Below are 25733 nucleotides of genomic sequence, written 5' to 3'. Positions count from 1 at the left end.
GCTCTGGCCGGTATCCTGTTCGCCCTGCCCAGCATTTGCGGGCTGACGCTATTCGTCATTTTGCCGATGATCGCCAGCTTGCTGCTTAGCTTCACGGATTACCGGATCGTCAATGCCCCTCGATTCATTGGACTTGAGAATTACATCCGGCTCTTCAACGGGACGGACGAATACTTCTACAATTCGTTATGGGTGACCTTCAAGTACGTGATTCTCCGGGTGCCGTTGGGCCTGGTGTTCTCGTTCATGATGGCCTTCCTGCTAAATATGGAGTTCATTCGCGGCAAGTCCGTATTCCGCACGATCTTTTACCTGCCAGCTATCGTCCCTGCCGTTGCGTCCTCCATGATCTGGTTGTGGTTATTCAGCCCTGATATGGGACTGTTCAACAGCATTCTGGAGGCCCTATATCTGCCTAAGCTTGATTGGCTCTATTCCGAAGCCACCGTTGTTCCTTCCATTGTACTGATGAGCTTGTGGGCGATGGGGAGCACCATCATTATTTTTCTGGCTGGGCTGCAAGGCGTCCCACGTTCGTTATATGAGGCCGCAACCGTGGATGGAGCCGGACCGCTCCGCAAATTCAGGCATATTACTATTCCGATCATGACTCCGATTATTTTCTTCAATCTGATTATGGGCTCGATTGGCGCGTTTCAGGTCTTCACGGAGGCGCTGATCATGACTCAGGGCGGTCCGAATAATGCCAGCTTGTTCTATAACTACTTTATTTACCGTCAAGCGTTCCAGTTCGGGGAAATGGGGCAGGCCTCGGCGATTGCCTGGATTTTGTTCATGATTATCCTGCTGGTTACGGTTATATTCTTCCGTACATCCAGGTCCTGGGTGTTCTATGAGAGCGAGGTGTAACCTCGATGCGCAGAACCCGATTCATCTCGCAAATCATTGTATATACGTTGCTGCTGGTCGGGGCGTGCTTCTGCCTGCTCCCGTTGTTCTGGCTGGTGCGCAGCTCACTGATGGCCTCGATGCAAATTTTCGAGATGCCGCCCAGGTGGATTCCGTCTCCATTTCGCTGGGAGAACTATGTAGAAGCACTGACAACCATCGATTTCTTCCGCTTCTTTCGCAACACGGTGACGATCACGCTGTTATGCCTGATGGGTGCGCTGATTGGCAGCTCGTTGGGAGCCTACAGCTATGCCCGGCTTAACTGGCCGGGGAAGAAGTTCTTCTTCGGCTTATTGCTGGCCAGCATGATGCTACCCAGCGCTGTAACGCTCATCCCTACATTTATCGGCTGGAAGTTCGCTGGTCTGATCAATACCTATGTTCCGCTAATTCTACCAATTTGGTTCGGCTCGGCCTTTGACATCTTTCTGCTGCGGCAGTTCTATTCCAGTATCCCCAGAGATTTGGATGAAGCCGCTTATGTAGACGGTGCCGGGCCCTGGACGGTATTCTCCCGAGTGATTATCCCTTTGTCAAAGCCACCGCTTATCGTGATTGGTTTGTTCTCCTTCATGAATACGTGGAATGACTTTATGGGGCCACTGGTGTATTTGAACGAAGAGAAAAAATTCACCGTGGCGTTAGGTCTGCAAATGTTTCAGTCCTTGCATAGTGCCCAGTGGCATCTGCTGATGGCGGCTTCGACCGTCGTGATCCTGCCCGTCATCGTGGTCTTCTTCATCGGCCAACGTTATTTTATTGAAGGCATCGCGTTGACGGGGATGAAGGGATAAACAGAAAACAAAACTGTATGGGTTGAGGGGAGTGTGCAGATCATGGAAGCCAGGCGCCTACAGGAAGTCAGGAAAGTAATGGGTCGCGAGGGGTTGGACGCCTTGCTGATCGCAAGTCCCTATAACCGCCGTTATGTAACGGGGTTTAGCGGAACTGCGGGGACGGTTGTGATTACGCGCGACCGCGCCTGGCTGGTCACGGACTTCCGTTATACTCGCCAAGCTCTGCAACAGGCAAAGCAAATGGAGGTCGTGCAAGCAGCGGGTGATCCTCTGGAGTGGATCCGGGAGCAGCTAAGCGCAGCAGGTGTGAAACGCTTGGGCTTTGAGAAGCTGCAAGTGACCTATGGGAGTTATGAGGCTTACCAGCAGCAGCTTCCCGGTATTGAGCTCGTTCCCACGGAACATCTTATTGAGAAGTTACGCAGCCGAAAGGATGAGCGAGAGCAGGAGTACATTCGCAAGGCGGTGGAGATTACGGACCAGGCCTTCAATCACATCCTGGGTTATCTCAAGCCGGGGGTGACCGAACGGGACATCGCCGCTGAATTGGAATACTTCATGCGAACCCATGGTGCCGTGTCCTCTGCTTACCCGACGATTATCGCTTCCGGGGTGCGTTCGTCACTGCCTCATGGCCTGGCTAGCGATAAAAAGCTGGGCTTGCACGAGTTCGTGACCATGGATTTTGGAGCGAGCTACGAAGGATATTGCTCGGATTTGACGCGGACCGTCTTCATTGGACGGCCAACCATGCGGCACCGGGAGATGTATCAGGTTGTGCTGGAGGCGAATCAGGCCACTCTGAAGGGGCTTAAGCCGGGGATGACCGGACAGGAGGGAGACTCCTTGGCCCGGGATTGTATCGCCAGTCACGGGTATGGCGATTACTTCGGCCATGGGCTGGGTCACGCCTTTGGTCTGGAAATTCATGAGCTTATGCGTCTATCTCAGTCCACGCAAGAGGTACTGGAGCCAGGAATGGTCATGACGGTGGAGCCGGGAATTTACCTCCCTGACTTCGGCGGTGTCCGCATCGAGGATGATGTGCTGATTACCGCGCAGGGAATTGAGGTACTGACCACATCCAACAAGGAGCTCATCCTACTGTAGAGGGAAGGAGGGGGCGACGATGAATGAAGAAACGGCAGAAGTGGCCATCATTGGCGGGGGCATCATCGGGTTATCCATTGCTTATTATGCAGCTAAATCCGGCATGGATGTCGTCGTGCTGGAGCGTGGCGAGCTTGCTGGTGGTACTTCTTCGAAATGTGACGGCAATATTCTGGCGATCGATAAGGAACCAGGCTTCGACAGTCAGATGTCGCTAATATCGCAGGCCTTGGTGGCCGATTGGGCCAAGGAGCTTGATGAGGAATTTGAGTACCGCGCGCCCGGAAGCATCCTCGTCTGTGAAACGCAGGAGGAGATCGAGGCCGCAGCCCTTTGGGTGTCCCGCCAGCAGGAAGCTGGATTGCCCTTCCGCCTGCTGGACCGGAAGGAGTTGCAGGAGGAATCCCCTTATTTGGCAGATGATCTGCTTGGGGGTCTGGAATGCGCCACCGATTCCACCGTTCATCCGGTGCTGCTGGCTTACTCCTTGGCTGCAACCGCACAGCGATACGGGGCCAAACTGCGTACGCATACCCCGGTAAGGTCGCTGATTCTGGATGCAGGAAAGCGCATCAAGGGGGTGGAGACGACCGCCGGACCCATTTATGCCAAATATGTGGTGATTGCTGCGGGAGTATGGGCTAAGCAGATCGGCAGTATGGCGGGCATAGATATTCCCATTGAGCCCAGAAAGGGACATATTCTGGTGGCTTCTCGCTCGGTGAACTTGGGCACACGCAAGGTGATGGAATTTGGCTACTTGCTGAGCAAGTTTGGTGGAGAGCGCAAGGTCGATGCCCGGTTTGAGCAATACGGCATTGCTCTGGTATACGAACCCACGGCCTCGCAAAATTGTCTCATCGGCTCAAGCCGTCAGTTTGTGGGGATGGATACCCGCGTTGATCAGGAGGTCATTCGTTTGATTGCGGAACGAGCCATCCGGTTCTATCCTGCGCTGGAGCAAATTCCGCTGTTGCGTACTTATGCCGGGCTCCGGCCGTGGACACCGGATCATCTTCCCATTGTGTCAGCCATTGACGAAGTTCCCGGCCTGTACGTAGCTGCCGGGCATGAAGGCGATGGCATCAGCCTTGCGGCGGTGACTGGGAAGCTGATGAGCGAAATGCTACGTGGAGCGCCGGACACCTGTATTCCGTCAGAGCCGCTGCGTTACGACCGCTTCCGCCTCGCTGGCTGCGGGGAGGCCGGGAGATGAGCATGAAATTTTCAAGGATGATCCATACGATTGATACCCATACCGGGGGCAATCCGACCCGCACTATCATCAGCGGGGCACCGGAACTGCCAGGCAAGACGATGACCGAGAAGATGGACTACATGTCCCGTCATTATGATCATTTCCGGACGGCAATGATGCTGGAGCCGCGTGGACATGAGGTCATGTCCGGCTGCGTGCTCACCTCACCTTGTGACGAACGAGCAGACGTGGGTGTCGTGTTCATCGAAACTGGCGGATACTTGCCGATGTGCGGACATGACACGATTGGCCTTTGCACGGCGCTGGTTGAGGGCGGGTTATACCCAGAGAGTACAGAACTGTTGCGGCTGGATACCCCGGCAGGCCTGGTCGAGGCCCGGCTTGTGATTGAAGCTGGCAAGGTTCGGGAGGTGTCTTTTACAAATATTCCTTCTTTCTTATACCAGCAAGAGGTACGGGTAGAACTGGAGGAGCACGGGGAAATATCCGTGGACATTGCTTATGGAGGGAACTTCTACGGCTTAGTTGACGCTCGCCCACTAGGGCTGGAGCTTCAGCCCCAGCGGGGAGCAGAACTTATTCGCACAGCCATCGCCATACGAGAAGCAATCAATCGGAAGCTGGAGATTGTGCATCCTGAAATTCCGCTGATTCGCGGACTAACTCACATTGAGTTTTACAGCGAGCCGGTGTCTCCACAGGCACATTGCCGCAATACCGTGGTTGTACCTCCCGGCGGAATTGACCGCTCTCCCTGCGGGACGGGGACCTCGGCCAAGATCGCTGTACTCTATGCCAGGAAGGAGATCGGGCTGGGAGAGGAATTCGTGCATGAGAGCATTGTAGGCTCGCTATTTCGGGCCGTGGTAGTGGAGGAATCAAGCGTAGGGGGTTATCCCGCGATCGTCCCCCGGATTTCCGGATCGGCCTGGATCACGGGCTTCCACCAATTTGTTTGGCAAGAGCAGGATGCACTGAATCGTGGCTTTTTCCTGAAGTAGCTTATTTCATAGTTGCGGAGGCAGGATATGCAATTAAAAAGATGGTACGGGGCGATCGATATACATGCCGGGGGCCAGCCTTTGCGAATTATTACCGGTGGCCTGCCCCCGTTGACGGGAGATACGCTGCTAGAGAAAGGGGAGGATTTCCGCCAGCACTACGATACAACAAGAAGATTGCTGTTAGCCGAGCCTCGGGGACATTACGGGATGACCGGAGCGGTGGTGACCGCCCCCATGACAGAGGGAGCCAGGCTGGGCCTGTTGTTCATGAACCAGCAAGGCCAGGAGGCCATTAGCGGGACGGGCATATTCGGAGTGGTTGCCGCTTGGCTGGCTACGGGACAACTCAGTCCTGAAGAAGCGGCAGTTGGACTGAAGATTGATTGTCCGGCGGGGAGCGTTAGAGCCATTATCAAGTCTACCGGCGATCAGGAAGTTGGCTCGGTCATCGTACAGAGTGTCCCCAGCCTCGCCTATGCGGGTCCAATCCTGGTCTGTCTTCAAGGAAGCGAAGTGCGCGTGGATATTGCGTATAGCGGAGAGTTTTATGCGGTGGTGGATATCTCTTCAATATGGAGCGATTCGAGTACAGTTCCGTTAGCATGGCTACGGGAATGGGAGGGTACCATCCGTAGGGAAGTAGAAGCACGGCATAGCTTGAAGCACCCGTTGCCAGGCTGGAAAGATGGGATATACGGCGTATTTTTTTATCGTAAAGCGGTTGCCACCATCCCTACTGTTCAGAAGCAACGCACCTATGATAGTACGTCCGTATTTGCGGGAGGACAGGTGGATCGTTCCCCCGGTGGAGCAGGGATTTGCGCACATCTGGCGGTCCTGCAGAAGCGCGGCTTGCTCCATCCGGGGGAAGAAGTGCTGTACCAGGGGATTAGCGGAGGCGAGGTCTGCGGCAAGATTATGGCGGGAACGACCGCTTATGGCTGTCAGGCCGTGCTGCCGCAGATCACAGGGAATGCCTATGTTCTGGGCTTCATGAACTTTGTGCTTGATCCTTCTGATCCGTTCGCGGAAGGATTTACACTTTACTAGGTGAATGATTCATATCATTAATTTAATATGAGGGGAGCGTTTCGCAATGCCGAAGTTCGAAGGAGTTTACGTGGCTCTTGTTACACCATTCACGGCGAATCATGAGGTGGATTATCAGCGGTTGATCGAGCTATGCCATTGGCTCATTGGGGAAGGCATTCACGGTTTGGTCCCAACGGGGTCTCTGGGGGAATATGCCACCATGAGTGATGAGGAACGGGCCAAAGTGGTTGAAACGGTCATTGAAGCCTCGGGTGGACGCGTGCCTGTGGTGGTTGGCTCGGCAGCGCCCTCTACACGGCAGGCCGTAAGCTGGGTAAAACATGCCAAGGCTTCGGGCGCGGCAGGCGTTATGGCGTTGCCTCCCATCAATTATCGACCGCTGGAGCATGAGGTCATTGCCCATTATGAGGCGCTCAATGAGGTGGGACTTCCGATTATTGCCTACAATAACCCGCATGATTACAAGGTGGACTTGACACCGCCACTATTGGCTCAATTATCCCGGCTGGAGCACATCGTGGCCGTGAAGGAGTTCTCTGGCGATATCCGCCGCGTACATGATATTCAGACACAAACGAATCTGGACGTGATGATCGGGGTGGATGATGTTGCTATGGAAGGCGTGTTGTTCGGTGCTACGGGCTGGATTTCCGGTGTGCCCAATGCCTTGCCCAAGGAAGGAGTCGAACTATTCCAACTGGCGAAGCAAGGCAAGGTTCAGGAAGCAACGGCTTTATACCGCAAATTGCTTCCGCTATTCCACTTCGATGCCAGCCCACAGCTTGTACAATCCATCAAGTACATGATGGAGCTGGCGGGCTTCCCGGTCGGATCGACCCGACCACCACGCTTGCCTCTGCCTAGTCCAGATTATGCAAGCATCAAGCAAGCCTTCGAATTGGCTACAGGACAACGTGAAGCTATTACGGATTGAGACAAGGGAGGGAGGATGTGATGCAGATGCACAGCCGGAATTGGATTGGTGGTGATTGGAGTCTGCCTGCGGCTGGTGTGGCCGCTGTGATCAATCCATCGAACATCCACGAAGAGGTGGGCTTGCTCCATCTCTCAGACGGTGCTGCCGCCGTGCAGGCGGGGCAAGCGGCTCGCGTTGCCTTCACTACCTGGTCCCGGCTGACGGGAGCGGCTCGGGCCGAGCATTTGCATCGGTTGGCGGCGGCACTGGAGGCCAAGCTGGGCGAGGTCGCACAGTTGGCCAGCCGGGAAATGGGCAAGCCGATAACCGAAATGCGTGGGGAAGTGATGCGTGGGGTTCATCTGCTGCGTTATTATGCCGCAGAGGGTGTCCGCGCAGAGGGCGCGGTGATTCCTTCCAGCGAGGCCAATGTCTTGCAATATACAAGAAGGGTGCCGCTAGGGACAGTTGCCGTGATTACGCCCTGGAATTTTCCTGTCGCAATCCCCATCTGGAAGATTGCCCCGGCACTGATCTGTGGGAACACCGTCATTTGGAAGCCTGCCGAATCGGCTTCTTTGACGGCTACCCGATTGACCGAGATTTTTGCCGAGGCGGGGCTTCCTCCCGGCGTTATCAATCTGGTCATTGGAAAAGGGAGTGTCATCGGCGGGCCGCTGCTCGAGCAAGGGGATGTAGATGCGGTGAGTTTTACGGGGTCTACGATGACCGGGACACATATTGCCCAAGTATGCGCGAGACGTAACATCAAATATCAGACGGAAATGGGCGGCAAAAATGCCGCCGTCGTGCTCAACGACGCAGACTTGGAGCAGACCGTTCCGTTGATTGTCAGCGGTGCATTCCGCTCGGCCGGGCAGAAGTGTACAGCGACGAGCCGCATTGTGGTGCAATCAGGCATTTATGCTGCCTTTACCGAAGCTTTGGCGCAGGCCGTTGTCAAGCTCAGGCTGGCTCCGGCCCTGGACCCGGAAGCCTATCTTGGACCCGTATCCTCTGCCAGTCAGCAGCAGTCAGTGAATTCCTACGTCCAGATGGCTTTGGAGCAAGCGGAGATCTTAGCCCAAGGCCCAGACCCGGCCGGCGGCTTGGCAGGGTACTACGTCCGTCCTCTGGTCGCCGCCGGGCTGACGGCAAAGCATCCGCTGGTACAAGAGGAGATCTTCGGACCGGTAGCTGTCGTCCTGGAAGCGGCGGACTTTGAAGAGGCTGTCGGTTTGTGCAACGCCTCTGTATATGGTTTGAGCGCTTCCTTATTTACTCGTGATTTGGCCCATGCCCACCGCTTTCTTCAGGAAGCCGAGGCGGGCATGGTTCGCGTGAACCAGGAGACGGCAGGAGTGGAATATCAGTCTCCCTTTGGTGGCTTGAAGCTGTCCAGCTCCCATACAAGAGAGCAGGGTCAAGCCGCTCTGGACTTCTACACGGGGCTGAAAACCTGTGCCATTCGCTATTTCTAAGGAGGAAGTTGCTATGCATCCTTCATCGTTGATGATTTGTCGCTGTGAAGAAGTGACCGTAGGGCAGCTAGAGCAGGCTTATAAATCAGGCTGTCATACTGCACGTCAGCTCAAGCTGAAGACCCGCTCCACCATGGGGGCGTGCCAAGGGCGGGTTTGCCGGCAATTATTGGAGACCTGGGTTCATGCCCAGGCTCCTGGGTCGTTACCAGATGCCGAATTGCTGGCGTATCGCCCGCCCATTCGCCCGGTGACCTTCGGCCAATTGGCAAAGGAGGAGGGTTAGCTATGAAGCGAATCGTCAATCACCCGATTTTGGGGCCACGGGAAGATTCGCGTCAAGAGGTAACCTTTACGTTCAATGAACAGATGCTCACAGGTCTGGAAGGGGAACCCGTAGCCGCCGCGCTGCTTGCTGCGGGGATTCGCATATGGCGGCGGCATGAAGAATCGGGCAGTCCCCGGGGACTGTATTGTGCCATCGGGCACTGCATAGAATGCCGCTTGCTTGTGGAGGGCAAGGAATCCATTCGCGCCTGCCTGACCCCGCTGGAAGCCAATATGCAGCTAGCCGAAGGGCCCCAGCTCCCCAATGAGATCATGGGGAGGAAGCTGACGTGACATCGCCGTTGCCCCTTGACTTGCTCATTGTAGGTGCTGGTCCGGCTGGTTTATCTGCGGCTGTTGTCAGCGCCCGTTATGGACTTAACGTCCTCGTGCTGGATGAGTTCCCCGAGCCCGGCGGGCGTATGCTGGGACAATTCCATGAGGAGAACGGCGCCTGGTGGGTCGGAAAATTAGAGGCCAAGCGGTTATTCGCAGAGTGTGCAGGGCTGGGCGTGGATATCTGCTGCGGCATTTCCGTATACGGCATAACCCGGGCAGATCATCACTGGCTCCTTCGCACAACACAAGGCACGAAGTCGGCTACTAATGTACTAATCGCAACGGGCGCGGCCGAAATTCCTTGTCCTTGCCCAGGCTGGACCCTGCCTGGCGTCATGTCCATCGGCGCGGCTCAGGTGATGACAAATGTGCATTATGTAAAGCCCGGCGAGCGGGGGCTAATCATCGGTGCGAATATGCTGGCCTTGGCCATTGCCCGCGAGCTGGCGGTCAGCGGAGTGACGCTGGCCGGCATCGTGCTGCCGTCTCCTGGACCATTGGCCGGAGCAGACGCTGCCCCGAGACAACAGCTCAAGCGACTGCTGGGCCTGGCGGCCCTGGCTCCTACTCCACTGCTACGCCTCGGGGGAAGGCTGGCCAGCTCCCTTGGCTTGGCCCACGTAGTATTACGGTTCCTGCCGCGTAAAGGCCTGCACATCTGGGGCGTTCCGCTGATGCTTCGCACGGCTGCCGTCTCGATTAACGGCCAGCATCAAGTAGAGTCGGTCAGGCTGGCCGACCTGACAGATGACGGGAAGATCATCGCCGGAACAGAGCGGGAGGAGAAGGTGGATTTCGTAGCGTTGGCTGGAGGATTGTATCCGCTGGCGGAACTGGCAGCAGTCGCCGGCTGTCCCTTTGACTTTGCCGTTGAACTAGGTGGGCATATTCCGCTGCACGACGAGCAGATGAGAACGCCGCTGGCGGGCTTGTATGTGGCCGGTAATATTACCGGCATTGAAAGTGCACAGGTGGCCATGGCTCAAGGGCGGCTGGCAGGTCTGTCCATATGCAGCAAGATGAGACGATTGGGTGAGTATCCTGACAAGTTGCTGCAGGATGGGCTGGCCGAGGTATCTCAGGCACGTAACTCCGCGTTAATTCAATTTCAGACGGGTATTCCACTGGCGAGAGAGCGTATTTACCAGAAATTCAGAGCGTTTCAGGAGCAGCAATCATGACGGTTGCGGGTAGATCCCGGTCTCCACCTACCCTTCGGGCAGGAAGCGGAGTGGGTTTCATTTTAGTGAAAAGGGGCGCACCAAGCTGCAATCGTAGCCGTATCGTAAAGCATCGATGTCTATGAATCTATCATCGATAGAGCGCGCAGGGAGATATGCACTCACAAGAGATCATTATATGAATTGGAGAGGGTATGAACATGAGAAAATGGATTTCGGTATGGCTTAGTGTTGCGTTAATGCTTTCGGTATTCGCTTTCCCGGCTGCGGCCGAGACGAACTCACCACAACAAAGCAGCGATGATGCCCAGATCATTGATATTTTCGGAAGAACCCTGAATGACTATGGCGTAGAATTGGTAGATTGGCAGGGATATATCGCCAACCCCTATGTGAAGCTGAAGGTGGTTCCACCGCAAAATGCTTCCTACCCGTTGACGATGACGATTAAGGCAAAAGGAACTTCCCGCCTGATGATGGATCGGCCGAGTACGCTGAGCGCAACTGGCGCACAGAAGACACTTTCGTTCCAGAACGGCAGTCAAAGCAGAGATTTCTTGCTCGAAATCCATCCTGACCGTATTGGAGGGAATGGGGAGATTGAGCACTACACGCTAGAGCTGACGTCAACGGGAGCCAATGGCGCCGTACGTACACAAACGACTCCTATTCGTGTACTGGATCAGGATGATAACGGCGAGCCTGGCTTGCCGCTGAAGTTCGATTACAGATACGATAATATCCAGCCTTATTTCAGCGACCCGGATATTCGGGAAGTGAGTGAACAGGCCATTAAGGACTGGTTCTATTTCTTCGATATGGAGCCTTTCGATACGGTTCCCGCCTTTGCAGAAACGACCTGGTTGCCCGGAGATGGCTTCACCAACCATATTCAGGTCACCAATAACGAGGCCTATAACGGGATGTGGATTTACTTGAGAGGGCTGAATGGCCCGTACTCCACTGGCGGACCCGCCAATAACGGCAACTATCACAAACGCAACGGAGTGACGATTCCAGACAACATTCACCGCTCCTTGCTGACGATTCTTGATTTTTATGATACCGCCACACCATTTGCTTCATTGGATGATGAACTATGGTATTTGACGGAAATGTCCAATACCTCTACGGACGTGCATGGTCTGATTATGCATGAGTTCGGTCATGCCCTGGCCTTCTCGGATAGCTGGAAAGGGATGGCTCAATACAAGCAAAGTGGGGGAAATGCAGCCAACATCGTGGCCTATCAAGGGAATGCGGTTCCCTTGGATAACACCTATCACATTCCTGGAGATTCCCAATATTGGGATCGAATCAGTGGTCAAAGTGGCGGACGTGATCATCTCTTTCACAATAAGCGCTGGATGCTGACAAAGCTGACGTTACTAATTGCCGAAAAGGCAGGCTGGAAGCTGGATCGTACGCTAACGCCGTTCCTTAGCCCTGCGATCAAGAGCACGACAGTTCCAAGCGCCTCGCCAGGGGATGGCTATCTGGCGAAGCTGCAGGCGGAGGGTGGCGTTCCGTTCTATGACTGGAACATTACGTCAGGGTCGCTACCCGGCGGACTTACGCTAGACCGCTTCACCGGCGAAATTAAAGGTACCGTATCCGCCAGTGCCCAAGGAAGCTACAACTTTACGGTTCAGCTTCGTGATTATGATGAAATGAGTACCCCAGTATACAAACAGTTCACAATCAACGTGGGTCAGGGAGGCAATCCGGGGAACCCGGTTGAGAATGTCGCGTTGGCAGCTACTGCTTCCACCTCGTATGTATCTGCTTGGGAGAGCTTGACCGGGCTTAATGACGGGTATGAGCCAGTAAGTTCGGCTGACCGGGGACATCCGGTATATGGCAACTGGGATAACCCCGGAACGGTGCAATGGGTACAATACGATTTTGCCCAGCCCGTAACCGTGTCTTCCAGTGAGGTGTACTGGTTCGATGATGATCAGGGCATCGATCTGCCCGCATCCTTCTCGATTCAATATTGGGATGGCGCAGCCTGGAGGCAAGTGGCGAATCCATCGGCCTACGGAGTACTTGGGAATCAATATAATGTGACGAACTTTGACCCTGTCACGACCACCCGCGTTCGTTTGCTGATTCAGGCCAAGGCGAATTTCTCTACAGGCATTCAGCAGTGGAAGGTACTGGGAACGAACTAAAATTATGGCCTGTGTGCACTACATCGAGGAATACCCAATGATTGGGTATTCCTCTTTTAATTAATGTAGACCCATTGGCTCACTCGGGTATTTATGCCAATGGGTCTATTCGAGATAGGACGAAGGAAGCCTTTTCCCATTCCACGAAGCTATATGGTTGATTGTAAATCTGAGGGAGCCTTATACTGGATGAAATCAGACCAGAAATGTGGAGGGATGTACATGAGCGAGGATGTTGCAGTGGGTTGGGACGCGATAGAAGAGCAAATGAAGCGTTTATACGGGGGACAGGTGCCTAAGCATTACGGGACTTCACTCCCTTATCAGCTTGGAGGAAATGACCCGCTCGACGGACTTAGCGCCTATAAAGCCACGCATCCGGTTCCGCATTGGCATATTGTCACCTTTGGCTTCTCAGAGCTGTATAGCAAAGAATCTGAAAATATGATGTACAGCGGCTATGGATTTGAGCTTACCTTTCGCGTAGCAAGGCAAGCAGATGAGGAAGAACCTCCGATGTGGGCATTGAACCTGCTACAAAATATGGGACGTTATGTCTTTAATAGTGGAAATATCTTTGTGGGCGGCGACTATCTGGATGCGAATGGGCCTATCTGTCTGGGTGCAGACACATTGCTCACAGCGCTGGCCTTCACAGAGGACCCGGCGCTTCCGCCAATACATACTGCCAATGGCAGAGTGGAATTTCTGCAAATGGTCGGCATTTCAGGGGATGAGCTTGAAGCTATGAAAACCTGGAGCACCGTCGGCTTGTTGGAAGCGGGGCAATCCGTTATTCCAGGGTATGTCACCGATTTATCCCGAGATTCCATGCTGCAAATTCCTGCCGTTGCTGAGGCTGTAGAGCAGGGCATTGAACGCGATGGCTCCAATACGGGATTTCTGTTTGTCGATGAGCTAGGCTTTGAGCCTGGCAAGAAGAAGCTGTTTCGCAAGACGCCAGCCAAGCTGACGATGGGGGCCAAGCAGGCGGAAACGGTAGGGAAGCTACTGCGAGGAAGACTGCTGAAGGGCAAGGACTTGACCTTGGCCAGCCGCGATTGTCAGATTATCCTGGAACCGGCCGAAGCTACGTCCTATGAGAAGGGCGGGGAAGCGTTCCAAGTACATCTAAGTGATGCAGTGTCCACGGAGCTGGCCCAGAAGCTGCAAGCCAAAGAAGGAATGGTCCAATTATCCGCTTATGATGGACTGATTATTCAAGTCGTAAAAACTTACATCAAGGATCAGGAAGGAAATGTAGTTTCAACTATTGGCTAATAAGCCCCATTGTATAAGGATTTTATGACGTATTAATATCAGGAGCGCTGTCTATGGATGCCAAAGCTAAAAAGATATTGCACAACACTTATTGGGCTGGCGGCCGCTGGAAGCCTGGCGGTCCCTCCTGTACGGATGAAGACTTTGAATATGCCAAGAGCAAGGGAGTCATGTTCGACCCGGTGACCATAACGCATGATGAATGTGTGCTGAAGCTAAGGGAACTGCATGAACATAAGATTACCAAGGAAAAGGTAGTGCGTGCCTTTCTACATAGCTTGTCCACCCGCAAGGTTTATTTGCGCAGCGCCTTGTCCAGCTTTGCGTTAACGCATGATCTGCCCGTACATAAGTTTGAAGAGCGGAAGGCCGAGGAGATGCATTACTCCTCTTGTCATGATTGCAACGAGAGAATGCTGATGTCCGACGAGCAATATGTCAATGTGGATGTTAATGTGCTTAACTTTGAACGAAGCAAATGGGGCGGGGTGCGTTTAAACCGCCTGCTTTACTGTCTATTGGACCTGGAGCTATTGAGCCGGGAAGAAGATCTGGATGTCACGAATGAGGATATCGCCATACTAAAGAGCATGGTGCAGGCCATTGAAGACTGTTCAGATAAGGATGCGGCAAGGCAATTAGAGAAGCGTTGGAAGGACTTGTTCAAGGCCAATCAGTATGAGCGGGATTTCGTGCTGGAAATCTGGGGTTATGCTGGCCTGCTGCAATCCACCGATCGATACCGTAAGGAACGAGGACGAGGTGGGACCGACTTTATGTCTGTGGCTACCTGGCGGGGCGAGGATGGCTATTCCGCGGAGTGGATGAATCATTATTTTGGACCCTATCTCTAATGAAGAATCAGATTGAATTGAATAAAAAAAGGTTTATTACAATGTATAGAGAATGAATATGAGGTTGTTTGGTGTGTTAACAGCATCCATCAGTTATCCGAAATGAAGGAGCGATGATGTATGGACAATTACAGGCCAAGATACCATTTTACAGCACCACAGCACTGGATGAACGATCCGAACGGCCCGTTTCAAAAAGACGGAGAATATCATTTGTTCTATCAGCATAATCCCCATGCTGCGAAGTGGGGCGACATCCATTGGGGGCATGCCAAGAGCCCTGACTTGATTAACTGGAGCCATCTGCCAATCGCTCTGGCTCCCTCAACGGATCTGGAGGAAGAGCATTGCTTCTCGGGATGCTCTGTCATTCAGGGGGATGAGGTGATGTTATTCTACACCAGCATCGGGGATGGAGAGCGAAATGCCAAGACCGGGGCCCAGCAATGGACCGCGAGGAGCAAGGATCTTCTCCACTGGCATAAATCCGAGAACCATCCAGCGTTAAGCCTGGATTTGCATGGAGATGTAGAGGTTACGGAATGGAGAGATCCCTATGTCTGGCAAGAGCGGGACGGCTGGCGTATGCTGCTTGGCGGGGTTTATCAAGATAAGGGTTGCAGCTTGATTTATCGTTCCGATGATTTGGAGCAATGGACCTTCCAAGGTATCTTCCACCGCGGCGACGAAGAGATTTGGGAATGTCCTCACCTGTTCCGCTTTGATGATCGAGTCGTATTGTTCTATTCTCCAAGCGGCCCTGTTCGCTATATAACAGGCACGATTCGCGAGGATAAATTGACGGATGTCGTAAGACACGGCACGGTGGACTATGGCGGCTGGGAAGGCTATTACGCTTCTACAGGGTTCGTGGATGAGAAGGGGCGCAAGATCATGCACGGCTGGATTCCGGAAGGTCGAGGGGATAATTTCCCAGTGCGGCTGAATTGGGCGGGAGTGCTGGCCTTGCCGCGAGTGGTCAACCTCAAGTCCAATGGCAGCATCACGATGTCGCCTGTGCCCGAGATAGAAAAGCTGAGAGGTAGGCATTATGGCTTTAAAAACATCGACGTAGGGCAAACCCCGGTGGATACGGAGGTGCATTCGACCTCGTTTGAATGTTCGCTGAAGCTGGAGAAGGGCGCCTTGGAGAACGGGAACCTGATCCTTTCCCTATTTGCTTCCTCCAGTGGTCTGGAGCATACGGATGTACGACTGGATTTGGCGAAAGGCTCAATTTGCATTGATCGATCGCAATCCAGCCAATTCTACAAAGTCAACAAGACTTCGGTGAAAGGCGAACTGCCCCAAGAGGATGAAGGAGGGCCGCTGCGCTTGCGAATCTTTGCAGACCAATCGGTGATCGAGGTATTTGTTAATGATGAGGTTTGTCTTACGGCCAGAGTGTATCCTTCCTTGGAGGATAGCCATGGCATTCTGTTAACCTCCGAAGGTGAAGTAAATGTAGCAAGTATGGACATTTGGGAAATGCAAGCTGCGGAGATTGGTACCGTAGACTAAGCAAACTCGTGAGGATTCGAAAAGTTATAGATTTCAGGGGGAAGTGCGGGCAAGATTGCCGCACTTTCTTTTGCATATGCTGATATTCAGCCACGGCTGAAAAACACCTCGCCATTGACAAAATACACAAAGGCAACTAAGATGATAAATGTCAGTCAGCACTGACATTACTTCAAAAGATAGTCATGAATGGGGAGAAAACATGAACACTACAAATAACACACCAAGAAACAATGGCCCGGTACTGCTTCGTGTACTGGTGTTTACTTTAATTATCTCCGTCATGAACGGAACAATGTTTAATGTGGTCTTGCCCGCAATTAGCAAGGAGTTGAACCTCTCGGCCTCACAGGGAAGCTGGATTGTTACCAGTTATCTAATCGTCTATGCCATTGGCACGGTCACCTTCGGCAAGCTAACCGATAAATACAAGCTAAAGGACCTACTCACCTTTGGACTCTTGCTACTGGCTGCTGGCTCTGTGCTCGGCATGATGGCAACCCAGTTCTGGATGATCATTATGGCTCGTATTGTTCAAGCCACTGGAGCCTCGGTTATTCCGGCATTAAGCATGATTATCCCTGTTCGCTATTTCCTGCCGAAGGAGCGGGGACGCGCCTTGGGCACTACCGCCATCGGAACCTCTCTGGGAGCCGCCCTTGGCCCGATTATCGCAGGATTCGTCACCAGCGCATTGAGCTGGCAGTTCCTGTTCGCCATTCCTTTACTGGCCTTGATCACGCTGCCTTTTTATCGTAAATATCTGGATGATCAAACAGGCCTGAATCAGAAGATTGACTATGTGGGCGGTGTTCTTCTGGCAGGCAGTGTTGCCTTCTTGCTGCTGGCCTTAACCAATACAAATATTTATTTCCTCCTGTCCGGTGCAGTAGCGTTGATCTTGTTCATTTTAAGAATTCGCCATGCTGCCAGTCCCTTTGTTAACCCGGAGCTCTTCCGGAATAAATTATATTCACTGGGGATATTCATCACATTCATTATGGTAGCTATCGGCTTCAGTGTTCCATTTATTATGCCGCAACTCCTTGCCGCCCTGAACGATTTATCGCCTGCCTGGATTGGGCTGGTCATGCTGCCATCTGCTCTCATCACAGCATTTTTCGGGCGAGTGGGAGGAAGGCTGGCGGATCGGAAAGGGAATGCCTTTCTACTCTATATTGCCTCGGCACTTCTCATGATTGGTTTTCTTTGCTTATCCATGGTCGCCGGAATGTCGCCCCTCTTTATTGGTTTTTTCCTTATTTTCGGGATTCTTGGCCAATCGCTTATGCTTATCTCGTTATCCAATACGATTTCACAGACTTTATCCAAAGAGCAGGTGGGGATCGGAATGGGCCTACTATCCATGCTTAATTTCATCGCGGGCGCTGTATCTACGGCGGTGATCGGGAAGGTGCTTGATCATCATCAAGGAGCTACCTCTGTATATAGCAACGTGTTCCTTGTACTCGCGGTGCTGGTTGCATCCATGACACTCCTTTATTATTTCCAATTCAGACGCTCCATGCAGAAGAGAGCGCCAGGGCATTCATTTCCTAAGGAGGGGAAGGAAGTATGAGTGACGGCAAGCGCGGGGGTGGAGGCCCAAGACAAAGCACCCATGACAAGCTGCTGCTGGCAGCGATTGATCTCATTTCGCAAAAGGGATATAAGGGCGTTACGACGCAAGAGATCGCGGCGGCTGCCGAGGTCACCGAAAAAACATTGTTCCGCCATTTTGGCAGCAAACTGAATCTTCTCGAAACAGCCTTTGATCGTTTTCATTATACCGAGGAAATGACCAAGCTGTTTAAGGAGAGAATCATTTGGGATTTGCAAGCCGACTTGACCTTAATTACTCAAACGTATCATGACATGATGAACCGTAACCGCAAAATGATTATGATTAGCATTAAGGAAGGGGATTACCTGGAGGGATTTCGTGCGAAAACGATGAAGCACCCCAGACAACTGGTGGAATTCTTAACCCGTTACTTTCATACCATGTTTGAACAAGGAAAGCTGATCAAGGTGAACCCTGAAATTCAGGCGTTTGCTTTTATCACCATGCATTATGGCGCGTTTCTGAACCATCTGGACAGTGGGGCTAACTTCCCAAACGTATCATTAGAGGATTTTATCGTTGAAAGTGTAAAGACCTTCACCCGGGCATTAACGCCCTAGTGAAGGCCTTACTTATGCTATAGGAATGAATAGGTTGATGATGAGCTAATCATTATAGCTTGTTTGACTCCTAAGGCTCCAACCCCCAGGCCAACGTACCCCCGATATACGCGGGTGTGAGCGGACTATCTACATAAGTCGTAGCTGTAGCATTGAAGGAATAATCATCCGACTGTGAATAGTTGGTCCAGTCCGTCTTGGAGATACGGGTCTGAATCTCAATACTTTGCCCGGCAGCAAGAACTCCCGCTCCATTAGTGAAGCCCCACTCAGCGTAAGTGTCGGCCGTCGGTTTGGCTGTATCCAGCTTCGCGAAGGTACCCGTCACGTTGCCGGTTCCTGCCGATGACCAGTCTACGAATAGCTGCTGGTCCTGGTTCCCGTTGCTCGTGTAATAATAACGAATCTGTACAGCCGACAAATCGATGTCATTACTACCCGTATTTGTCAGCTTAATGCGTGGATTCAAGGTATTTACGGTATTGCCCAGTGACCCATTAAACATCTGGACTTTGATGTCTCCAGTGACAGGCGGCTGCTCCGTGGTATCGTTGATGGTAATCCCTAAAGTTGCGGGACTGCCTGCACTGAATACAAAGGTCAAGTGAGTCAAACCGAGCGCTTGCGCAGCCAGATAATTCTCACTGATGCTAACCGTGGTCCCGGATACGGTATAATCCGTGCCGGACACAAGAGCGTTGCTGCCATTGCGAATTGCAGTTAGTGTATTTCCATTTAAGGTCAACGCGACAGAAATAGCTGCCGGATTATGCTTATCAAACTGAGCGGTTAGCGGAGTAATCACGGAGTCTTCATCCGGATCCGGGTTCGGTGTAGCATTTACAGGATCTCCGTAAACGATACCGTGACCGTTGGTACCCAGATATACGCGGCCGAATACTTTCGGATCGCCCGTGATAGCCGAATTGGTCACCCCATACTGATGTTGATCATCATTGATTCGCACCCAGCTTGCTCCGGCGTCGATGGAGCGGAAGATCCCGCGGACACCGTCAACTTTCGCGCTGGTATAGATGGCTTTATAGCTACGGCCAGGGGCTTCCTTCCCGAAGCCAACCACGTCTGCTTCTTCAACATTTGCCAATCTGGTAAAGGTGGCTCCTGAATTGGTGGAATGCCAAAGTCCATAGGCGCCATCGGCACTACCCCCAGCCAGCCAAATGTCGCCCTCCGTACCGGGCAATGCCTTCACATTACCGGTAGCAGGTAGCCCCGAGGCAGCCGTAGGTGTAAAGGAGGCCCCTCCGTCTGTACTTACATAGAAGGTACCGCCACCGATTGCATAGAACTTGTTCTTATTCACTCGGTCCGAGGCCACCTTGGCTCCGGCCGGTAGTCCCGTGCTGGCCGACCAGGAGTTGCCACCGGTCCTGGAGTATTGCACACCGGCATCCTCCATCGACCAGACGATGGAGCTTCCGTCAGCAGCGAGGGCTACCGTTCCGCCACCCTTCTGGGTGGATGGCTGACTGTTCGGCGAATACCAGTTGCTAGCACTGTCCCGGGAGATCCCGATCAGCTTCTGATCCGGGTAGTTGGTATCATAGGTACCGACCCGGACGATGAATGCAGGATCCAGTTCAGCATAGTCCATGCTGGCCGTGCTCTTTGGATTGATCATCATCTTGGATGGAACCTTAGTTACATCATCATGGCGGAAGCCGCTGACATCGAGTACACCGCTAATGACCTCAGGGCCGATAGGGGTACTGAGCAGCGAGGTCACGGCTTCCTCCTCAATGCCCTTGGCCATGACGGAAATATTGATTTTGCCGCCATTATCCCAAGCCGTCAGATTGTTGGTTCCGTACAGCGTAGCCCCGGTACCGTACATCATTCGGTCGGAGTTAAACGGATCAATTTCGATATCACCGATCATCCAGCCCAGCTTGGGAGTCGTTTCTGGTGGCTCAGGATTGGCAGCAAAATCCAGCCAAGGCGCCGCGGAAATATTCTGGGTGTAACGCAGAGTACGGCTCGGAAAACCATTCCAGTCCCAGATGGACGTCCAGGTAGCGCCGCCGTCTGTGCTGCGGAAAATTTTCTCATCCGGCCACCACGCATTCATGGAAGATACCATCAGCGTGTCCGGTTGTTGCGGATCAACGGCCAAGCCACCATAACCAAACCAGTTGTCCTCGCTATCAGAATCAACCGGGCTGATCTCCGTCCAGACACCGGTAGACGTATCCAGCTTCCAGACTTGTCCTTTGCTGCCGCCATATGGGCCGACGTCATTGCTGTAGTTGACATATAACGTACCGTTGGCGGCAAGCACACCGTGATGAGGGAGGAACCCGGTAGGCTGACCAGGAACCGCCTGCCAAGTTACTCCGCCATCTGTACTGCGAAAGATATTGTTAGACGGGTCGGCAACGCCTACATAAATCGTTTGTGTGGCACTGCCAGGAGAGCCCGTGCTTCGATCAAAGGCAATCCAGGCGATGCCCATAATATCCCCTTGGTAGGAGTCGCCAGGGACAGGAATATAAGTACCCGGATTCGGGAAGCTAGTAACTTTGCTCCACGTCTGTCCATAGTTGGTGCTTCTCCACAAGCCGTTGCCGCTACGCGCACCAAGATAGAGAATATTGTTGCGATTAGGGTCTATTACCAGACGTTCGCCCATGGAGCGGCCCGGCATATTGCCGCCGACCTTGAAGGGCAGGGGAGAAGCAACAAAGGAATTCCCCCGGTCGGTGGAGATCAGCACATTTCCGTTGTTGTAATCCCATTCATTCGTATACATCCCGGTTAGCAAATACAAACGGTCAGGGTCTACCGGGTCTGTGGCCAAACCATCAATTCCGTTCTTGTTCCAGTCGTCCCAACCGACGAAACGGGTCAGTTGAATCCAACTGTTATCACCAGGATTCCAGCGGTACGCACCACCAATATCTGTGCGAGCGTAGATCAAATCTTCCTCGGATTCGTTGAAGATAATGCCAGGAATAAATCCGCCTCCCGCACCCGTATTTACATTTTTCCAAACGTAGTCTTCACTAGGAGCGGAATGGGCGGTAGGGGTCCATTGCAAGAAAGACGTTCCAATCAGTGTTACAGCGAGCAGTAAAACAGTAGCGAATGAACTTCTTCTTTTGCGTACCATTCATCTTCACCCTCCGTAAAATAGTTTTGTTACAACCAAAGATGGAACACGGCCTTCCATGCCAACCTCCGAGCATCACTCCTTCTATTCAAAGTACATCCAGGTTCCAGCGCGACGATCAAGAGATTACATAAGATACCATAATTCACAAAGATAGCGCATACAATTCTTTTCATAAAATGTCTCTTCACCTTCATGAAAGGAGATCGCGCCTTCAAATAAATTCTAACAAGGCTTGTATCTTTAGTAAACCCCAATTATGGATGATTATGGTATAAGTCTGCGATAAGTAGACACATTTATTTCATAGATGCACCTATTTTTTGGTAGAGAGAAGATTTGTCCTTGACTCCATAGAAAAAGCAGAGCTATGATTTGTGACAAGTTTCACGATCGATTATAAACTTAATTTAGGAGGCTGTTTCATGAAAAAAACGAAGGTTTCTTTGGCATTCATGCTTTCTGCCATCATGCTGCTTTGCATTTCAATTCCTGCATTTGCTGCAGAGGTGCCTGCCGATAAGTACACTTATACCTTATCCGGTAAGACAGGGACTCAATCCAAGAAGATTGAAATCGAAGACTATGATGATAACCAAAATTTCAGAGACATTCTGGCGGCAGAAAAATATGAAATCGTTCTCGTGAAGGAAGGGGCCGAAATCAAATTTACGCCCAAGGAAAAAATGCGTGCCATAGTTGATTATTTTAGCGTGGATGGTTCCTACGGGGGAGCTCTCTTGTGGACCATCGACGGTTCCGAGGAAATGGTAAATGAGCTTGCTGCCAATCAGACAGCCACCGTCAAGCTCTCCAAGAGCTATGGTGGATTTAGCGGATTTGTGTACTATGTATTCAGCTTTGGTGAAAGCGAACAAACCAGTAATATCATTTACCTAGTATCTGAGGGAACCCCGACAGAACCTGTTGCAGAGCCTGAGTTCACACTCCCCGTTGAACAGCAAGAGACCCCTGAACCCTCTGTCACCGAACCGGCTTCTCCACCTGCAAATCCTGCCGTGAAACCGATAGAGACGGCTACAGCTAACCCTTCAGTCTCCAAAGTGCTGGTGAATGGGAAGCAGGTTGCCTTCGAAGCTTACAACATTAACAATAATACGTTCTTTAAGCTGCGCGATATCGCTATGGCTGTAAATGGGACTGAGAAAGGGTTTGAAGTGGGCTGGGACGGGCAGCACAATGCCATCAGCTTAAGTTCTGGCGAGACTTATACTCCACAAGGCGGAGAACTGGTGGTATCGAGCAAACCAGCCGCCAAGAAGGCCACTCTATCCACAGCCAAACTCTACCTGGATGAAGAAGAGGTGCAATTGACCGCCTATACCATTGGGGGCAACAACTACTTCAAGCTTCGCGATCTAGCAGATGCTATGGGCATCACCATTACCTTTGAGGCAGCAACAAATACTATTGGTATCGATACAACCGAGCAAAGCAATTAATGATAGACATCATGCTTCAATGGACATCCCTATGTTACAATGGGCATAAGAACTTATAGATATCCTTATTAGACAGAGAGAGAGGAAGAAGTGAAATGCCCAGATATGAATCAGAATTCGATATTAATCAAGACAAACTATTAAACAGTTTAAAAAAGGAACAAGCTCTTTGTACGATCATTACGAAAAATGGTGTTCCCATTAAGGGAAAGATTGCGGCTTTTGATAAATTTGTGATCTTGGTTCATACGCAAATAGGGAAGCAGAGTATGGTATACAAACATGCCGTATCCACCATCGTACAAGGTTAAATCTAACCGCATAAAAAAGGCCTGCGAGTCGTTATCGGCTGGCAGGCCTTTTTTCCATGCTACAGTGGACTAAGCTAAATCGATGAAAACGGTGAAGGTTAGATAATTCCAAAATATAGAACATTATTTGCGTAAACGTTTTTACATCTCATTTACTTCGAAATCAATCTACACTTTGCACATTTCTCATCTTGCGATTAAAACGGATGACCAACATATTACATGTAACTAAACATGACATAAATCGATTAATTAGCTCATTCATATCCCAATTAATACCAAATACCTAACGTATATATGTTATATATTTATTTTGTAAGCGTTTTTATTTTAATTATTTTAAATTAAGCTATTGTAATCCCGGAAAAGCTGTACTAAAATGAAGTCAGAAATTGAGTAAACGTTTTTGCAAAAGAGGAAACATTTCTCTACAAATCCTTATGGCTGTATGACTGAGTTTTGCGTAAACGTTATGACAAGGGTGGGACGATGAAAGACAAAGAAATCACGATTAAGGACATCGCTCGATTAGCTAATGTTTCAGTGGCCACCGTGTCGCGAGCGATCAACGGACGGGACAGGGTAAGCGAAACTACGCGAAAGAAAATTCTGAAAATTATTGAAGAAGTCAACTTTGTACCTAATGCAATGGCCGCATCCATGGTTAATAAGCGAACTCATATGCTTGCCGTGGTTGTGCCAGACATCCAGAACCCGTTTTACACGGCTGTTATTGGTGGCACGGTAGAAGCAGCCAAGAAGGAAGGCTATTCAACGCTGGTAGTTTCCACCTACGGGGATGAGGCTGAAGAGGAAGAGTTCTTTGAGGGTTTTCTCGGAAGAAATGTTGACGGAATCATCTTGATCGGGACTCATAAGGAAGCTAACTTTTATAGAAATATTCGCAAACCTGCCATATTGGTGGACCGTTATATCAATGACTGTGGACATGATGGCGTAATTATTGATAACTTTCGTGGGGCTTATGAGGCGGTCAAGCATTTTGTAGAGTTTGGGCATGAACGAATAGCGATCATTGACGGTGCTCATGATTTTAATGATGGCAAGGATCGTTATTGGGGTTATCACCAGGCACTGCACGAGAGTGGAATCGAGCCCGCTCCGGAATACCACAAGCAAGGAAAGTGGCTGGGGGAGGATGGATATCAATTTGCCATCGAGCTTATGCGTTCCGAGCAACCACCCACCGCAATTTTTGCAGCGAACAACGTGATATGCACGGGCGTAATCAAGGCGGTTCGGGATTTGAACCTGGTGATCGGCGAGGATATTTCTTTAATCGGCTTTGATGATAATGAGCTAGCTCAATTTGTTCAGCCTCGCGTAACTATTGTAAGCAGACCTACCAGGGAGATGGGGGTTAGCGCCACGGAGATTCTCATTCAGAAGATTAAGGGGCGTACGAATGATCCATCCAAAATGAAGAAGGTCGTGCTTGACGTAGAACTCATCAAACGTGGGTCCGTTAAAAAGCTGAACTAGCAGATAGGAGAAGGCTATGTCCAACATTCTGGTTGTAGGCAGCATGAACATGGATATTGTAACAAAGGTGGGAGAGCTTCCAAAGCCAGGTGAAACCATTCATGGCATGGGTACCGGCTTTCACATTGGCGGAAAGGGAGCCAATCAGGCCTGCGCTGCCTCCCGGTCCGGCGCCAAGGTAGCTATGGCAGGAGCGCTTGGCACAGATGTTTTTGCGGGGAATATACTTGAAGGATTAAAGAAAGACCGGATTAATACACAGCATATCGTAGCGAAGCAGGGGACAACCGGAATGGCTCTCATTACGATAAATGGCGCAGGAGAGAACTGCATTATTCTTTCTCCAGAAGCAAATTATAGATATGAAGAACAAGATATGATGCAGATCAATTGGTCTGATTACGATGTGATTTTATTGCAAAATGAAATTCCCGGAAGAGTGAATGTCAAGGTGCTCCAATTGGCTAGCGAAGCAGGGATTCCTGTGTGTGTCAATCCGGGTCCAATGACCGACTTTGATCGCGACCTGCTTGGTCAAATTACTTATCTCATTGTCAACGAGGTGGAGGCGGAGGAACTGGCCGGGGTGCCAGTACATGATGTCGATTCAGCTCGTCAAGCGGCTCAATACTTACTGGAGCAAGGCACTCAGCATGTGATTATAACACTGGGTAGCCGGGGATCAGTCTACTTGGATCTGTCCGGAAATTGGATTGCAACTCCCGCATTTTCCGTGTCTTCGGTCGATTCTACCGCTGCCGGGGATACATTTATTGGAGCATTCGTTGCCAGCTATTTTGCGGGTACTGAGCTCAAGGAAAGTCTTCGTTATGCAACCGCCGCTTCTGCCCTGGCAGTATCCACTGCAGGTGCCTATGATTCCATACCTGCCCAGAACAGCATTCGTTCCTTCCTTAATCAAGTAGCAACATAACGCAAGGTGAAGCAAAAAACATATAGATCTACAAGGACA

22 protein-coding genes are annotated in these 25733 nt (G+C 51.4%); 21 read left to right on the top strand and 1 reads right to left on the bottom strand.

Features of this window, described 5'->3' with window-relative positions; all coding sequences use genetic code 11:
- The first annotated feature begins 66 nt into the window (after window positions 1-66).
- The 17 genes from AC1VOR_RS00660 to AC1VOR_RS00580 all read left to right on the top strand — a co-directional run bounded on the left by AC1VOR_RS00660 (window position 67) and on the right by AC1VOR_RS00580 (window position 18353).
- A complete protein-coding gene (locus AC1VOR_RS00660) occupies window positions 67-870 on the top strand; it encodes a carbohydrate ABC transporter permease (protein ID WP_482616362.1) in 804 nt (267 codons plus the stop codon).
- A gap of 5 nt (window positions 871-875) precedes the next feature.
- Window positions 876-1706, top strand: a complete 831-nt coding sequence (locus AC1VOR_RS00655; protein WP_482615108.1) for a carbohydrate ABC transporter permease — start codon at window positions 876-878, stop codon at window positions 1704-1706.
- A gap of 42 nt (window positions 1707-1748) precedes the next feature.
- A complete protein-coding gene (locus tag AC1VOR_RS00650; RefSeq protein ID WP_482615106.1) occupies window positions 1749-2819 on the top strand; it encodes a M24 family metallopeptidase in 1071 nt (356 codons plus the stop codon).
- A 19-nt stretch (window positions 2820-2838) separates the two neighbouring features.
- Window positions 2839-4035, top strand: coding sequence for an NAD(P)/FAD-dependent oxidoreductase (locus AC1VOR_RS00645; RefSeq protein WP_482615104.1), 1197 nt, complete (start codon window positions 2839-2841; stop codon window positions 4033-4035).
- A gap of 2 nt (window positions 4036-4037) precedes the next feature.
- Window positions 4038-5039, top strand: a complete 1002-nt coding sequence (locus AC1VOR_RS00640; RefSeq protein ID WP_482616361.1) for a proline racemase family protein — start codon at window positions 4038-4040, stop codon at window positions 5037-5039.
- A gap of 27 nt (window positions 5040-5066) precedes the next feature.
- Window positions 5067-6092 carry a proline racemase family protein gene (locus tag AC1VOR_RS00635; protein WP_482615103.1) on the top strand — a complete coding sequence of 342 codons (1026 nt, stop codon included), beginning with the start codon at window positions 5067-5069 and terminating at the stop codon, window positions 6090-6092.
- Window positions 6093-6138: 46 nt separating this feature from the next.
- A complete protein-coding gene (locus AC1VOR_RS00630) occupies window positions 6139-7029 on the top strand; it encodes a dihydrodipicolinate synthase family protein (RefSeq protein WP_482615101.1) in 891 nt (296 codons plus the stop codon).
- Window positions 7030-7055: 26 nt separating this feature from the next.
- Entirely contained in the window at window positions 7056-8492 is a 1437-nt protein-coding gene (locus AC1VOR_RS00625; RefSeq protein WP_482616360.1) for an aldehyde dehydrogenase family protein, read from the top strand.
- Between the two features lie 13 nt (window positions 8493-8505).
- Complete coding sequence (locus AC1VOR_RS00620; protein ID WP_482615099.1) at window positions 8506-8778, top strand: (2Fe-2S)-binding protein; 273 nt, start codon at window positions 8506-8508, stop codon at window positions 8776-8778.
- Between the two features lie 2 nt (window positions 8779-8780).
- Window positions 8781-9113 carry a (2Fe-2S)-binding protein gene (locus AC1VOR_RS00615; RefSeq protein WP_482615097.1) on the top strand — a complete coding sequence of 111 codons (333 nt, stop codon included), beginning with the start codon at window positions 8781-8783 and terminating at the stop codon, window positions 9111-9113.
- Window positions 9110-10339, top strand: a complete 1230-nt coding sequence (locus AC1VOR_RS00610; RefSeq protein WP_482615095.1) for an NAD(P)/FAD-dependent oxidoreductase — start codon at window positions 9110-9112, stop codon at window positions 10337-10339. The genes AC1VOR_RS00615 and AC1VOR_RS00610 overlap by 4 nt, the downstream gene beginning before the upstream one ends.
- A gap of 200 nt (window positions 10340-10539) precedes the next feature.
- Complete coding sequence (locus AC1VOR_RS00605) at window positions 10540-12513, top strand: putative Ig domain-containing protein (RefSeq protein WP_482615093.1); 1974 nt, start codon at window positions 10540-10542, stop codon at window positions 12511-12513.
- 222 nt (window positions 12514-12735) lie between these two features.
- Window positions 12736-13794, top strand: a complete 1059-nt coding sequence (locus AC1VOR_RS00600; RefSeq protein ID WP_482615091.1) for a suppressor of fused domain protein — start codon at window positions 12736-12738, stop codon at window positions 13792-13794.
- A 53-nt stretch (window positions 13795-13847) separates the two neighbouring features.
- Entirely contained in the window at window positions 13848-14648 is an 801-nt protein-coding gene (locus AC1VOR_RS00595; RefSeq protein ID WP_482615089.1) for a hypothetical protein, read from the top strand.
- Window positions 14649-14768: 120 nt separating this feature from the next.
- Window positions 14769-16169 (top strand): glycoside hydrolase family 32 protein, encoded by a 1401-nt coding sequence (locus AC1VOR_RS00590; RefSeq protein ID WP_482615088.1) that lies wholly within the window; start codon window positions 14769-14771, stop codon window positions 16167-16169.
- 202 nt (window positions 16170-16371) lie between these two features.
- On the top strand, window positions 16372-17748 hold the full coding sequence (locus AC1VOR_RS00585; RefSeq protein WP_482615086.1) for an MFS transporter: 1377 nt from the start codon (window positions 16372-16374) through the stop codon (window positions 17746-17748).
- Complete coding sequence (locus AC1VOR_RS00580) at window positions 17745-18353, top strand: TetR/AcrR family transcriptional regulator (RefSeq protein ID WP_482615084.1); 609 nt, start codon at window positions 17745-17747, stop codon at window positions 18351-18353. The genes AC1VOR_RS00585 and AC1VOR_RS00580 overlap by 4 nt, the downstream gene beginning before the upstream one ends.
- A gap of 70 nt (window positions 18354-18423) precedes the next feature.
- Here AC1VOR_RS00580 and AC1VOR_RS00575 read toward each other — a convergent pair whose 3' ends face one another.
- Window positions 18424-21483, bottom strand: coding sequence for a X2-like carbohydrate binding domain-containing protein (locus AC1VOR_RS00575; RefSeq protein WP_482615082.1), 3060 nt, complete (start codon window positions 21481-21483; stop codon window positions 18424-18426).
- Window positions 21484-21908: 425 nt separating this feature from the next.
- On the opposite strand from AC1VOR_RS00575, the gene AC1VOR_RS00570 reads away from it, so the two are divergent.
- The 4 genes from AC1VOR_RS00570 to AC1VOR_RS00555 all read left to right on the top strand — a co-directional run bounded on the left by AC1VOR_RS00570 (window position 21909) and on the right by AC1VOR_RS00555 (window position 25694).
- A complete protein-coding gene (locus AC1VOR_RS00570) occupies window positions 21909-22946 on the top strand; it encodes a stalk domain-containing protein (protein WP_482615080.1) in 1038 nt (345 codons plus the stop codon).
- A 95-nt stretch (window positions 22947-23041) separates the two neighbouring features.
- A complete protein-coding gene (gene hfq / locus AC1VOR_RS00565; RefSeq protein WP_482615079.1) occupies window positions 23042-23257 on the top strand; it encodes an RNA chaperone Hfq in 216 nt (71 codons plus the stop codon).
- 489 nt (window positions 23258-23746) lie between these two features.
- Window positions 23747-24760 carry a LacI family DNA-binding transcriptional regulator gene (locus tag AC1VOR_RS00560; protein ID WP_482615078.1) on the top strand — a complete coding sequence of 338 codons (1014 nt, stop codon included), beginning with the start codon at window positions 23747-23749 and terminating at the stop codon, window positions 24758-24760.
- Between the two features lie 16 nt (window positions 24761-24776).
- Complete coding sequence (locus AC1VOR_RS00555) at window positions 24777-25694, top strand: ribokinase (protein ID WP_482615076.1); 918 nt, start codon at window positions 24777-24779, stop codon at window positions 25692-25694.
- Window positions 25695-25733 lie beyond the last annotated feature (39 nt).

The organism is Paenibacillus sp. 1SOY10 (assembly GCF_056836745.1).
The sequence above is the reverse complement of the archived record's forward strand: the minus strand, read 5'-3'. Positions and strand labels throughout refer to the sequence as shown.